The organism is Geodermatophilus saharensis (assembly GCF_900188205.1).
In the GTDB taxonomy this organism is placed as follows: Bacteria; Actinomycetota; Actinomycetes; order Mycobacteriales; family Geodermatophilaceae; genus Geodermatophilus; species Geodermatophilus saharensis.
The window spans coordinates 370,200-382,894 of sequence record NZ_FZOH01000002.1 but is presented as its reverse complement, the minus strand read 5'-3'; the positions used below and the strand labels follow the sequence as shown (position 1 = coordinate 382,894).

14 protein-coding genes are annotated in these 12,695 nt (G+C 72.5%); 5 read left to right on the top strand and 9 right to left on the bottom strand.

Going from position 1 to position 12,695, the window contains the following annotated elements:
- Window position 1 precedes the first annotated feature (1 nt).
- The gene (locus tag CHC04_RS06080; protein WP_089402985.1) at window positions 2-616 is read right to left on the bottom strand and encodes a DUF3043 domain-containing protein; all 615 of its coding nucleotides are present in this window, start codon (window positions 614-616) and stop codon (window positions 2-4) included.
- 141 nt (window positions 617-757) lie between these two features.
- On the opposite strand from CHC04_RS06080, the gene CHC04_RS06075 reads away from it, so the two are divergent.
- Window positions 758-1,114: a HesB/IscA family protein gene (locus CHC04_RS06075; RefSeq protein WP_089402984.1), complete on the top strand. Its 357-nt coding sequence runs from the start codon at window positions 758-760 to the stop codon at window positions 1,112-1,114.
- Window positions 1,115-1,241: 127 nt separating this feature from the next.
- Here the strand turns inward: CHC04_RS06075 and asnB are convergent, their stop codons facing one another.
- The 3 genes from asnB to CHC04_RS06060 are packed head-to-tail and all read right to left on the bottom strand — an operon-like array spanning window position 1,242 to window position 3,953.
- Entirely contained in the window at window positions 1,242-3,176 is a 1,935-nt protein-coding gene (asnB, locus tag CHC04_RS06070) for an asparagine synthase (glutamine-hydrolyzing) (protein WP_089402983.1), read from the bottom strand.
- A gap of 47 nt (window positions 3,177-3,223) precedes the next feature.
- Window positions 3,224-3,598 (bottom strand): DUF3817 domain-containing protein, encoded by a 375-nt coding sequence (locus CHC04_RS06065; RefSeq protein WP_089402982.1) that lies wholly within the window; start codon window positions 3,596-3,598, stop codon window positions 3,224-3,226.
- Window positions 3,588-3,953, bottom strand: coding sequence for a metalloprotease (locus CHC04_RS06060; protein WP_089402981.1), 366 nt, complete (start codon window positions 3,951-3,953; stop codon window positions 3,588-3,590). The genes CHC04_RS06065 and CHC04_RS06060 overlap by 11 nt, the downstream gene beginning before the upstream one ends.
- A 277-nt stretch (window positions 3,954-4,230) precedes the next feature.
- Between CHC04_RS06060 and ctaC the strand changes: the two genes are divergently transcribed.
- Together ctaC and CHC04_RS06050 are read left to right on the top strand one after the other, a co-directional pair.
- Window positions 4,231-5,103, top strand: a complete 873-nt coding sequence (gene ctaC, locus CHC04_RS06055; RefSeq protein WP_089402980.1) for an aa3-type cytochrome oxidase subunit II — start codon at window positions 4,231-4,233, stop codon at window positions 5,101-5,103.
- A 51-nt stretch (window positions 5,104-5,154) separates the two neighbouring features.
- Window positions 5,155-5,559: a cytochrome c oxidase subunit 4 gene (locus CHC04_RS06050; protein ID WP_089402979.1), complete on the top strand. Its 405-nt coding sequence runs from the start codon at window positions 5,155-5,157 to the stop codon at window positions 5,557-5,559.
- Window positions 5,560-6,215: 656 nt separating this feature from the next.
- Here the strand turns inward: CHC04_RS06050 and qcrB are convergent.
- Genes qcrB through ctaE form a run of 4 tightly spaced genes read right to left on the bottom strand, consistent with a single transcriptional unit; the run spans window position 6,216 to window position 10,552 of the window.
- Window positions 6,216-7,934, bottom strand: a complete 1,719-nt coding sequence (qcrB, locus tag CHC04_RS06045) for a cytochrome bc1 complex cytochrome b subunit (protein WP_089402978.1) — start codon at window positions 7,932-7,934, stop codon at window positions 6,216-6,218.
- Window positions 7,934-9,046: a cytochrome bc1 complex Rieske iron-sulfur subunit gene (gene qcrA / locus CHC04_RS06040; protein ID WP_089402977.1), complete on the bottom strand. Its 1,113-nt coding sequence runs from the start codon at window positions 9,044-9,046 to the stop codon at window positions 7,934-7,936. Before qcrA ends, qcrB begins: the two co-directional genes overlap by 1 nt.
- Entirely contained in the window at window positions 9,043-9,921 is an 879-nt protein-coding gene (gene qcrC / locus CHC04_RS25190) for a cytochrome bc1 complex diheme cytochrome c subunit (RefSeq protein ID WP_089402976.1), read from the bottom strand. The genes qcrA and qcrC overlap by 4 nt, the downstream gene beginning before the upstream one ends.
- Window positions 9,922-9,928: 7 nt before the next feature.
- Window positions 9,929-10,552: an aa3-type cytochrome oxidase subunit III gene (ctaE, locus tag CHC04_RS06030; protein ID WP_342743474.1), complete on the bottom strand. Its 624-nt coding sequence runs from the start codon at window positions 10,550-10,552 to the stop codon at window positions 9,929-9,931.
- A gap of 133 nt (window positions 10,553-10,685) precedes the next feature.
- Here ctaE and CHC04_RS06025 point away from each other — a divergent pair, with 133 nt between their 5' ends.
- The gene (locus CHC04_RS06025; protein WP_089402974.1) at window positions 10,686-11,111 is read left to right on the top strand and encodes a hypothetical protein; all 426 of its coding nucleotides are present in this window, start codon (window positions 10,686-10,688) and stop codon (window positions 11,109-11,111) included.
- Window positions 11,108-12,166, top strand: a complete 1,059-nt coding sequence (gene trpD, locus CHC04_RS06020; RefSeq protein WP_089402973.1) for an anthranilate phosphoribosyltransferase — start codon at window positions 11,108-11,110, stop codon at window positions 12,164-12,166. The genes CHC04_RS06025 and trpD overlap by 4 nt, the downstream gene beginning before the upstream one ends.
- An 83-nt stretch (window positions 12,167-12,249) precedes the next feature.
- Here the strand turns inward: trpD and CHC04_RS06015 are convergent, their stop codons facing one another.
- On the bottom strand, window positions 12,250-12,537 hold the full coding sequence (locus CHC04_RS06015; RefSeq protein WP_089402972.1) for an Lrp/AsnC family transcriptional regulator: 288 nt from the start codon (window positions 12,535-12,537) through the stop codon (window positions 12,250-12,252).
- Window positions 12,538-12,695 lie beyond the last annotated feature (158 nt).

The following is a 12,695-nucleotide window of genomic DNA, read 5'->3' as shown; positions in this document are numbered from 1 at the left end:
GTCAGACGTCGGCGCCGAGGGCGACCTCGGGCTTGGGGAACCGCCAGCGGCGGATCATCGTGGCGCGGCTGACGCCGTACCAGACCACGCCCTTGGTCGCCTTCTGGTCGGGGAACCGCTCGGCGACCGCCCGCTTGATCCGCCGGCCCAGGAACACCGAGTCGACGATGATCACCAGGAAGAAGAGGAACCAGAGCAGCACCGTGTAGTTCTGCACCGCCGGGCTGGGGATGAAGTAGCCGACGAGGACGAGCGCGGCGACCGGCAGGAACCAGCTGCCGGCGTTGCGGCGGGCGTCGACGAGGTCGCGGACCAGCCGGCGGACCGGGCCGCGGTCGCGGGCCGGCAGGTAGGAGTCGTCGCCGCGGGCCATGCCGGCGCGGGTGTCGGCCCGGCGCTGCGCCTGCTGCTGGCGCGCGCGTGCGTAGGCCTCCTTGCGCGTGGTGGGCGGAGGCGGCGGCGGGCCGGGACGGCGCCCCTGGGCCTCGGTGCGCTTGGGCGTGGGCCGGCCCTTGCCACTGGACTTCACCAGCTGGACGCCGTCGGCGGCGGTGTCCGGGGCGGTCTGGGTCGCCGTCGTCACGCGGTCCCGGCGCCCGGGCAGGCGGAGCTTCACGACCGTGCAGTCTACGGCGCCCCGTGCAGGGGACTGGCCGGAGCGACCGCGCGCCGTACAGTGGAACAGGCTCCGCCACGGCGGTGTTGGCAGCGGCAGGGAGTGCCGCAACGGACGCCCTCGGATGTGGGAGGACACAACATGACGGTGCAGGACACCGAGACCACCGGCAGCACCGGCGTGCTGCTCAGCGAGCCGGCCGCCTCGAAGGTCAAGGCGCTGCTGGACCAGGAGGGTCGCGACGACCTGCGTCTGCGCATCGCCGTCCAGCCCGGTGGCTGCTCCGGCCTGCGCTACCAGCTCTTCTTCGACGAGCGGTTCCTCGACGGCGACCAGACCTACGAGTTCGGTGGCGTCGAGGTCATCGTCGACCGGATGAGCGGCCCGTACCTGGGCGGCGCGGTGATCGACTTCGTCGACACCATCGAGAAGCAGGGCTTCACGATCGACAACCCGAACGCGCAGGGCTCCTGCGCGTGCGGCGACTCGTTCCACTAGCAGAAGGACCCCGTCGCCCCCCGGGACACGCTCCGCGAGCCCCGGGACCGGCGGCGACGGGGCCGTTCCAGCACGTTCCGCGAAACGGCGCCCGTCCCCTCCGGGGGACGGGCGCCGTTCCGTCTCTCTAGAGCTTGACGGGGTAGACCGTCTCCGGGACGTCGACGACGATCCGGTCCTCGACGAAGATCCCGTGCCAGACCATGAAGACCAGCACCGACCACAGCTGACGGGCGACCCGCTTGCTCGGCACCTCCTCGGTGCGCAGCCGGTCGAGCAGGCCCAGGACGACGTCGCGGTCGAGCCACTGCTGGGTCTGGCTGTCCATCACGATCCCGCGGGCCCACTCGTGCAGCGGCCCGGCGAGGAACTCCGCCGTCGGCACCGGGAAGCCCAGCTTGCGCCGGTTCATGATCCGCGGCGGCACGATCTGCCGCATCGCCTGGCGCAGCGCGTACTTGGTGGCGTCCCCCCGCCGCGGCACCCGCTGCTCGACCGGCAGCGAGCTGGCGATCGCGAACACCTCGGGGTCGAGGAACGGCACCCGCAGCTCCAGCGAGTTGGCCATGGTCATCTTGTCGGCCTTGACCAGGATGTCCCCGCGCAGCCAGGTGAACAGGTCGACGTACTGCATCGCCGTCACGTCGTCGTAGCCGGCCTCGCGGGTGCGCCGGTACAGGTCCTCGGTCACCGCGACGTGCGACAGGTCCGGGTCGCGGCCGGGCAGCAGCGCGGCCAGCTCGTCGTCGCGCATGTTGCGGGCGTTGCCGTAGTACCGCTGCTCGAGCGGGGTCGCCGCGCGCCGCAGCAGGTCCTGCCCGCGCACGCCCTCGGGCAGCAGGTCGGCGATGCGGGCCATCGCCCGGCGGGCGGCCGGGGGCAGCCCCGACGCCCAGGCCAGGCTGATCGGCTCGCGGTAGATGGTGTAGCCGCCGAACAGCTCGTCGGCGCCCTCGCCCGACAGCACCACCTTGACGTGCTTGCGCGCCTCGCGGGCGACGAAGTACAGCGGCACGAGCGCGGGGTCGGCCACGGGGTCGTCGAGGTACCAGACCACCTCGGGGATGGCCGCGGCGAACTCCTCGGCGGTCACCTCCACCGGCACGTGCTTGACGCCGAGGATCGACGCCGACTCCGCGGCGATCTCGATCTCCGACTGCGCCTGCCGCTGGAAGCCGACGGTGAAGGTCATCAGGTCGGGGTTGTAGCGGTGTGCCAGCGCGGCGATCGCCGTGGAGTCGATGCCGCTGGAGAGGAACGACCCGACGGTGACGTCGGCCCGCATGTGCTTGGCCACCGACTCGTCGAGGACGGCGGCGATGCGGTCGTGGAGCTCCTGCTCACCGCCGGCGGGCACCGGCTGCGGCTTCCACGCGGGGTGGAAGTAGCGGGCGGTGGCCAGCTCGCCGTCGACGACGGTGAAGCTGGTGCCGCTCTCGATCCGCCGGATCCCGCGGTGCAGGGTCGCGGGCTCGGGCACGTACTGCAGCGTCAGGTAGTGCTGCAGGGACGCCGGGTCGACGCCGCCGGCCGTCGCGCTGCCGCCGAGCAGCTGCAGCAGCGCCTTCTTCTCCGAGCTGAAGACCAGCCCGCCGTCGGCCAGCCGGGCGGTGAACAGCGGCTTGATGCCGAAGGGGTCGCGGGCGCCGAAGGCGGTGCCGGTGTGGGTGTCCCAGATGACGAAGGAGAACATCCCGCGCAGCCGCCGGACGACGTCCTGGCCCCACAGGTGGTAGCCGGCGACGATCGTCTCGGTGTCGCCGTGGGTGGCCAGCTGCAGGCCGGCCGCCTGCAGCTCCTCGCGCAGCTCGACGTAGTTGTAGATCTCGCCGTTGAACAGGATCCGGTAGCGGTCACCGGCGTAGGGCAGCGGCTGCGGGCTGCCCTCGACGTCGATGATCGACAGCCGGTTGAAGCCCAGGACGACGTTGCCGTCGGACCACACCGCGGTGTCGTCGGGGCCGCGGTGGTGCAGACAGTGCAGTGCCTCGCGGACGTCGTCGACGTGGGTCTCGGTGACCCGGGGCGCGTCGGTGGACAGGTAGGCCAGCAGGCCGCACATGGGCGCAGGTCTCCCGGGGGATCGTGCCCGGCCGGTGCCGGACGGGGTCAGAGGCGCTCGCCGGCGCGGGTCTTGCGGGTGGCGATCCGCTCGGCGACGAAGGACAGGATCGGGACGGTGCCGGCGATCAGCACCAGGGCGGTCCCGCGCAGGGTCCACCGGGCGCGCAGCGCGAGGTCGCAGGCGGTCAGGAAGAAGATCGCGTAGAGCCAGCCGTGGGCGGTCCCGATGACCGCGACCGGTCCGTCGAGGCCGGCGGCGTACTTCAGCGGGACGGCGACCAGGATCAGCGCGACGAGCAGGACACCGACGATCCAGGCCATCACCCGGTACCGGGCCAGGGCCGTGGGGACGTCCCTGCCGACACGGCGGGCCAGGGCCCGGGGGAGCCGGGACGACGCCGCGGTGTGCTCAGCGGCCACCGGGACCCCGCTGGCCCAGCGCCCGCTCGTTGAGCTCGGCGAGGTAGGCGTTGTAGGCGGCCAGCTCGGGGTCACCGGTGGTGTCGATCCGCGGCCGCTGGTAGAGCACCACGGCGTTGCCGGGCTCGTCCTCGTCGGGGTCGCGGCGCAGCTCCTCGCGCACCATGCGCACGTAGAACCACAGGCCCATGAACCCGTAGAGCGGCCACTGCAGCGCGTAGCTCCAGTTGACCGCACCGCCGCCGTTCTCCGCCTTGCCCAGCTGCCAGGCGCCGAGGAAGAAGGTGGCGACGAACAGGGCGGCGACCAGCAGGTGCAGGAGCACCCACTTGGGGGTCAGCAGCCGCGTCCACACGTCCTCGACTCTAACCGCCCCGCCGGGTGCGACGGCGGCTCCGGCCGGACACCGGGGGTGCGCGGGCAGTGCGTCTCGTCACCGCCGTCGTGTGCCGTCACTGCCGCCCCGGCCGACCCGCCGGTCCCGGGTCTCCGGTCGGCGGCTCCCGTGGGCGGTCGGATAGTCTCGGATCCGACTGGCGTCCGGCGCGAAGTCCGAGGTGGGGCACCCACCGGCGCGACGCCGGCAGAGCCGCCCGGGACGCCCGGGCGGAGGAACGAGGAGGCAGCGGGCAGTGGCTCGACGCAGCAGGCTCGCGCGGGTCGCCGCGCTCGGTCTCCTGGGGGTGCTCACCCTCACCGGATGCGACCTCAACAACGAGTTCTGGCGCTTCGGTTTCCCCGAGGGCGTCACCGAGGAAGCCACCCAGATCCGCCAGCTGTGGACCGGCTCGGTGATCGCCGCGCTCATCGTCGGCTTCCTGGTGTGGGGGCTGATCATCTGGTCGGTCGTCTTCCACCGGAAGCGGGGCGACGAGCTGCCGCGGCAGACCGCCTACAACCTGCCGCTGGAGATCGCGTACTCGATCGTCCCGTTCGTCATCATCGCGGTCCTGTTCTTCTTCACCGTCTCGGTGCAGAACGACGTCCAGGAGCGCAGCGACGACCCCGGCACCACGATCGCCGTCAACGCCTTCAAGTGGAACTGGCAGTTCGTCTACCCGGAGACCACCGGTGACGACGGCGAGCCGGTGAACACGGTGGGCTCCACCGACGAGATCCCGATCCTGGTCATGCCGGTCGACCAGGACGTCCGCTTCGAGGTCGCCTCCGCCGACGTCATCCACTCCTTCTGGGTGCCGGAGTTCCTCTTCAAGCTCGACGTCATCCCGGGCAACGAGAACGGCCGGGACAACGTCTTCGAGGTGCGCGCCAACGAGACAGGCGCCTACGTGGGCCGCTGCGCCGAGCTGTGCGGCACCTACCACGCCTACATGAACTTCGAGGTCCGCGTGGTCACCGCCGAGGACTACGACGCCTACCTGGCCGCCCGCGAGTCCGGCCAGACCACCCGCGAGGCCCTGGAGTCCATCGGCCAGGACGGCGAGGCCACCACCACCCGTCCCTTCCGCGTGGGCGACGGGTACTACCAGCAGGCAGCCAACTGACGTGACCGGCGGAACCGACCACCACCCCGACGCTGCGCAGGGAGGACGACCGTGAAGGTCGAGGCGCTCATCTTCAACCTCATCGCGGTCTTCTGCATCGTCACCGCGGCCGTGTACGGCTTCTGGAGCCGTGAGCCGATCGGGACGACGGCGCTGATCCTGTCCGGGGGTCTCACCGGTCTCATCGGTGGCTTCTTCTGGTTCATCTCCCGGCGCATCGACGCCCGGCCCGAGGACCGCAAGGACGCCGAGATCGCCGAGGGCGCCGGCGAGCTCGGCTTCTTCAGCCCGGCCAGCTACTGGCCGTTCGGCATCGCGCTGGGTGCGGCCATCACCGGCTACGGCATGGCGTTCTGGTACTACTGGCTGATCGCCATCGGCGTGGTCACGCTGCTGATCACCATCGGCGGCCTGCTGTTCGAGTACTACGTCGGGCAGAACGCGCAGTCCAGCTGACCCGTCAGACCTCCTCGAGGGCCCTCTCCCGCACCGCGGGAGAGGGCCCTCGTGCGTCTCCGGGGCCTGCTGGCGGCCGGTGGCCGACCTCCACCGCGGCCGTCGAGAGGCTGAGTTCCCCGGGTGGTGAGGTCCCGGGCCCGTCCGGTCGTGCGCTCGTGGGCCCGGCCGCGCGCCGGCAGGGGCAGGCGGCACGGGCGGACCGGAGCGCCCCGTGCGGCCCCTCGGGGAACCGGAGCGGGGCGGGGTGACGGCGGCGAGGTGACGGGGGGTGCACGGAGCCCCGTGGCCGGCTCCGGCACCGGGTGTGGCGGTCACGGGAGACGGCGTCCGAGGGAGCCGGTGAGGGCCGTGGGGCCTCCACCGACGCCTCCCGGCACGGGCGCGGCCGAGGCGACCGGCGACCGGTGCAGGGGAGGGGGACTGGGACCGGTGCGCGGCCGGGCCGGCACACCGGGCGCCTGCCGCGGAGTCTAGTGCAGTCCGGGCGGGTCACCGGCCGGCACACCGGTTGGCCCCGTCCGTGCCCGCGCCGCGGCCCGGCAATGCAGCAGGGCCCCGGTGGAGAGACTCCACCGGGGCCCGGCAATGCAGCAGGGCCCCGGTGGAGAGACTCCACCGGGGCCCTGCTGTCCGCCCTTCTCAGGGCGTCGTGCTCAGTCGCGCGGCTCCTGCGGCCGGCCACCCTCGGACGGGCGGCCACCCTCGGAGGGACGCCCGCCGTCGGACGGGCGGCCGCCCTCGGCGGGGCGACCGCTGGTCGTCAGCTCGCGGTGCGGGTCGGCCGGGGCCAGGCCCCGCTCCTCGCCGCGCTGCTCGAGCTCGACCGCCTGCGGCTCCTCGATGGGGGAGAAGAACCCGCGGATGGCGCGCCGGGCGCCACCGACCTGGTTCATCTTCTTGGGCACCGGAGCGCCGCCGTAGGCCAGCTCGCCGTGGCCGTGCTCGTCGACCGGACCCAGCGGCTGGTGCACCTCGATGAACTCACCGTGCGGCAGCCGGCGGATGACACCGGTCTCGATGCCGTGCTCGAGCACCTCGCGGTCGTGCTGCTGCAGACCCAGGCAGATCCGGTAGGTGATCACGTAGGCGATCGGCGGGAGGATGATCAGGCCGATGCGGCCGATCCAGGTCATCGCGTTGAGGCTGATGTCGAACTTGTCGGCGATGACGTCGTTGGCGCCCGACAGCAGCAGCACCACGTAGAACGAGATGGCCATCAGGCCGAGCGAGGTGCGCACGGGCACGTCGCGCGGGCGCTGCAGCAGGTGGTGCGACGCGGTGTCGCCGGTCAGCTTCCGCTCCAGCATCGGGTAGGCGAGCAGGAGCGTGAAGATGATGCCCGGGAGCACCACGGTCGGCCAGAACAGCGCCGGGATGTTGTAGTTGCCCGGCAGGTAGATGTCCCAGGCCGGGAACAGACGCGTCGACCCGTCGAGGAACATCACGTACCAGTCCGGCTGCGAGGCGGCCGAGACCTGGGCGGGGTTGTACGGACCCCACAGCCACAGCGGGTTGATCTGCACCAGGCCACCGAGGGCGGCGCACACCCCGAAGACGACGAGCAGCAGGCCGGTCGCCTTCCCGGCGAAGGTCGGGAAGAGCCGGTTGCCCACGACGTTGTGCTCCGTGCGGCCCGGGCCGGGGAACTGGGTGTGCTTCTGCTTGACCAGGATCAGCAGGTGCAGCGCGATCAGCCCGAGGATGATCGCCGGGATGATCAGCACGTGGGCGATGTAGAGCCGCCCGACGATCAGGTCACCGACGTAGTCACCGCCGAACACCGCCCAGTGCGCCCATGTGCCGATGACCGGGATCGACAGGATGATCGCCGACATGATCCGCAGGCCGGTGCCCGAGAGCAGGTCGTCGGGCATCGAGTAGCCGGCGAAGCCCTCGAAGATGCCGAGGATCAGCAGCGCGACACCGATGAGCCAGTTGGTCTCGCGCGGCCGGCGGAACGCGCCGGTGAAGAAGATCCGCAGCATGTGGCAGACGATCGACGCCATGAACAGCAGCGCGGCCCAGTGGTGGATCTGCCGGATCAGCAGCCCGCCGCGGACGTCGAAGGAGATGTCGAGCGTCGACGCGTAGGCGATCGACATCTCGACGCCGCGCAGCGGCGCGTACGAGCCGTCGTAGGTGACCTCGGTCATCGAGGCCTGGAAGAAGAACGTCAGGTACGTGCCGGTGAGCAGCAGGATGATGAACGAGTAGAGCGCGATCTCCCCGAGCAGGAACGACCAGTGGTCGGGGAAGACCTTGTTCAGCGTCCTGCGCAGCGGACCGGCGACGATGAGCCGGTCGTCGACCTCGAGAGCGGCCTTGCCCACGAGCGTCTTGGGCGCTCCCGGGGCGGTGGCGGTGCGAGCCATCAGATGCGCTCCCGGTTCCAGTAGGTGGGACCCACGGCCTCAATGTAGTCGCTGCGCGCGACGAAGAACCCCTCGTCGTCGACCGTGATCGGCAGCTGCGGCAGCGAGCGGGTGGCCGGTCCGAACACCGGCTTCGCGCCCTGCGTGACGTCGAACTGCGACTGGTGGCAGGGGCACAGGATGCGGCTGGTCTCCTGCTCGTACAGCGACACCGGGCAGCCGGCGTGCGTGCAGATCTTGGAGTAGGCGACGTAGTCGCCGTAGCCGAAGTCCTCCTGGCCCGCCCGCGGCACCGCGGCTTCCTGCTGGGAGGGGCGCAGCCGGATCAGCATGGTGGCGACGTCGGTCTGCCGGTTGCCGCCGGGGACGGCCGGGAAGACCGTCTCCAGCGAGCCGGGCACCTGGTCACCGGGGCGGATCGGGGTGCCGTCGTCCCGGACCAGCCGCACGCCCTCGGCCCACGAGGTGGTGCCCAGCGGGTTGCCGCGGTTCGGGTTCTTGATGAGGCCGCCGAGCGGGGCGAGCAGCATCAGCCCGAGGCCGCCGCCCATGAACACCAGCGTCCGGGTGATGAGCTTGCGCCGCGCCAGGCCCGAGTTGTGCAGGCCGCCGACCAGGGTGGCGCCGGTGGTCACGCGGTCGAAGTGCGACCCGTCGTGCTTGTCCTGCACCGCCGTCTCGTGGGGCAGCAGCTTCTTGGTGTAGAGCACCAGCCCGACACCGAAGAAGGTGAACGCCAGACCCATGAGCAGGCCCAGCAGCGGCGTGTAGAGGGTGCTGAAGGTGCTGCTGCCGAGCTCCCACTGCCAGTCGGGCAGGAACCAGCCGGCGCCGGCGTACACCACGCAGAAGGCGAACGCCGACAGCCCGGCCAGGGCGAAGGTGAGCCCGACCTGGCGCACCGCGCGCTTCTCGACCGCCGAGCCGGGCTCGGGGCCCGGGTCGACGTGGAGGACCTCGACGTGGTCGTAGCGGGCGCCGAGCCGGTCGAGGTCCTCGCGGGGCATCGCCGCGAGCTGCTCCGGCGTGTAGTCGTCGTCCGGGCCGCCGTAGAGCGGGCCGGGGGTGTCCGACCCGCCGGTGCTGCCGGGCCGGGTGTCGTGCGTGGTCACGCCTTGCTCCCCATCCAGAAGATCCCGAACATCAGCGCGGAGATGCCGACGACCCAGATCACGACGCCCTCGCCCACCGGCCCGATGCGGCCGATGCCGGCACCGCCCGGGTCGGGCATGTCGGTGACGGTCTGGATGTAGTTGATGATCGAGCGCTTGTCCTCGGGGGTGAGCTGGTTGTCCCCGAACACCGGCATGTTCTCCGGGCCGGTCAGCATGGCCGTGTAGATCTCGAGGTCGTTGGCGTCCTCGAGGCTCGGGGCGTACTTGCCCGAGGACAGCGCGCCGCCCTCGCCGACGAAGTTGTGGCAGGAGGCGCAGTTGAGCCGGAACAGCTCACCGCCGGCGGCGAGGTCGCCGTCGCGCAGGTCGCCGGAGGGGAGCGTCGGGCCGCCGCCGTTGGCCTGCACGTAGGCCATCAGCTGGTCGATCTCCTCGTCGGAGAAGACCGCCGGCTTGTCGGGGGCCTGCGCGTCCTGGCGCACCAGCGGCATGCGGCCGGTGTGGACCTGGAAGTACACGGCGGCCTCGCCGACACCGATGAGCGACGGCCCGCGGTTGGGCACGCCCTCGAGGTTCTCGCCGTGGCAGCTGATGCAGCTGCGCTCGTACAGCTCCCGGCCGGCGGCCTCCGCGCTGGACTCGCTGCCCTCGGGTGCGGCCAGCGCGCCGGGGGCGACGACGGAGTACAGGGCGCCGGTGAGGACGAGGCCGGCCATCAGGCCGGCGACGTTGCCCAGCCGCCGCCGCTGCTTGGAGCGGCGGCGGACGCGGGCCGCCGCGGCCGGGGTGCCCTCGGCAGGACGGCGCGACCAGCGGGACCGGCGCGCGCCCTCGACGGGCTGGGTGTCGGAGTGCGGGTTCGGAGTGGACACCGGTTCCCTAGCGGATCAGGTAGATCGTGGCGAAGAGCCCGACCCACACGACGTCGACGAAGTGCCAGTAGTAGGAGACCACGATCGCCGAGGTCGCCTGTGCCGGCGTGAAACGGCCCATGGTGGACCGGATGAGCACGTAGACGAACGCGACCAGGCCGCCGATGACGTGCAGCGCGTGGAAGCCGGTCGTCAGGTAGAAGACCGAGCCGTACGTCGAGCTCGAGATGGACGTCCCGTGCTCGGTGACCAGCACCCGGTACTCGTTGAACTGGGCCAGCACGAAGACCAGGCCCATGACGAAGGTGATCGTGAACCACCGGCGCAGGCCGTAGACGTTGCCGCTCTCCGCCGCGAACACGCCGATCTGGCAGGTGACCGAGGACGCCACCAGGATCAGCGTGAAGAACAGCGCGTAGGGCAGGTTCAGTTCGGTCGGTTCCGGGGGCCAGCCCTCGGTCGCGCGGGCGCGCGCGGTGAAGTACATGGCGAACAGCCCGGCGAAGAACATCAGCTCGCTGGAGAGCCAGATGATCGTGCCGACGCTGACCATGTTCGGTCGGGTCAGGGAGTGCACCCGCGAGGTGTCGAAGGTGCTGCTCGCCACGGGGGCCGTTGTCACGACGTCCATCATGGCATCGGTCGACGACGTGCACCGACCGTGGGTGGCACGGCGTGCCTGCGCCGTGACCAGGCCGAGACCGTCCCCCGGACGGGCGTCGCGTCCCCCGGAGCGGCCCCGGCCGGGCACTAGGCTGCCGGGCGTGATCGACGCGCCGGCCACCGTCCTCGTCTACAGCTCCCGGCCCGAGGTCCGCGAGGCCGTCCGCACCGCGGTGGGCCGCCGCCCGGCGCCCGACGTGGGCCCCCTGCGGTGGATCGAGTGCGCCACCGGGGAGGACGTCGTCGACACCGTCGACGGCGGCGGGGTGGACCTCGTGGTCCTGGACGGCGAGGCGCAGCCGACCGGGGGCCTCGCGCTGTCGCGGCAGCTGGTCGTCGAGGTCGCCGACCGCCCGGCGATCTGCGTGCTCATCGCCCGCCAGCCCGACCGGTGGCTGGCCCACTGGTCGCAGGCCGACGCCACGCTGGCCCTGCCGATCGACCCGCTGACCGCTCCCGAGGTCGTGGCCGGCCTGCTGCGCGAGCGGGCCGCCCGCGGCCCGCAGGCCCGTCCCGCCCGCCGGTGAGCGCCCGCCCCGCCGCCGGACCCACGTGGCCCGGCCTGCTGTCGCGCCTGCTCGCCGGTGAGGACCTCGCCGCCGACGACACCGCCTGGGCGATGCGCGAGGTGATGACCGGCGAGGCCACGCCGGCCCAGATCGCCGCCTTCGCCGTGGCGCTGCGGGCCAAGGGCGAGGCGCCGGCCGAGGTCGCCGGGCTGGCCGCGACGATGCTGGAGCGGGCCACACCGGTCGACCTGCCCGTCGCCACGGTCGACGTCGTCGGGACCGGCGGCGACGGGGCGCACACCGTCAACATCTCCACGATGGCCGCCGTCGTCACCGCGGCCGCCGGCGTCCCGGTGGCCAAGCACGGCAACCGCGCCGCCTCCTCCTCGTCGGGGGCCGCCGACGTGCTCGAGGCGCTGGGGGTGGTCATCGACCTGCCCGCCGCGGCCGTGGCGCACTGCGTCCAGGAGGCCGGCATCGGCTTCTTCTTCGCGCCGGTCTTCCACCCCGGCTACCGGCACACCGCGGCGCCGCGGCGGGAGATGGGCATCGGCACGGTCTTCAACTTCCTCGGCCCGCTGACCAACCCGGCCCGGCCGGTGGCCGCGGCGATCGGCTGCGCCGACCTGCGGATGGCGCCGGTGCTGGCCGAGGTGGTCGCCGCGCGCGGCAGCCGCGCACTGGTGTTCCGCGGCGACGACGGCCTCGACGAGCTCACCACCGCGACGACGTCGCGCGTGTGGGTGGCGCGCGACGGCGCGGTCACCGCCGGGGTGGTCGACCCCGGTGAGCTGGGCATCGCCACCGCCGGCCCCGACGCGCTGCGCGGCGGGACCCCCGCGCGCAACGCCGAGGTCTTCCGGCGGGTGCTCGCCGGGGAGCGGGGGGCGGTGCGCGACGCCGTGCTGCTCAACGCCGCCGCGGCACTGGCCGCCGCCGACGAGCGCGGGGGTGACCTGACCGCCGCGCTGGCCGACGGCACGGCGCGGGCCGCGGCCGCCGTCGACGACGGCCGGGCCGCCGCGCTGCTCGAGCGCTGGGTCGCCGTCAGCCAGGAGGCCGCCGGTCGCTGAGCTCCCGTCGCGAGGTGCCGGGACGGCCACCCCTCCGGGGACCCGCGCCGAGCCCGCGAGGCGGGGAGGAGGGTGGTCCTCCCTCAGGCGCCGGACTCGAGGCCGAGGGAGAAGGCGGCCTCGAGGTCGTGCCGCGAGTAGGCGCGGAAGGCGATGTGCGTCTCGGTCTCCAGCACGCCGGGCACCTTGTTGATCCGCCCGGCGATCACCTCGGCCACCTGGTCGAACTCGCGGACCCGCACGATCGCGACGAGGTCGACCTCCCCGGCGGTCGAGTAGACCTCGCTGACGCCGTCGAGCTCGGCGATCGCGGCCGCCACCTCGGGGATCGCGTCGGTGGCGGCGTCGACCATCACGATGGCGGTGATCACGCCGGCGATGCTAGAAGGACCCCGCTGCCCCCCACCACTCGCTGCGCTCGTGGCGGGCCCCTGCAGGAGGGCCGCGCCAGCACGACACCGGCTCGTGGCGGGCCCCTGCAGGAGGGCCGTTCCAGCACGTCACCGGCTCGTGGCGGGTCCCTGCAGGA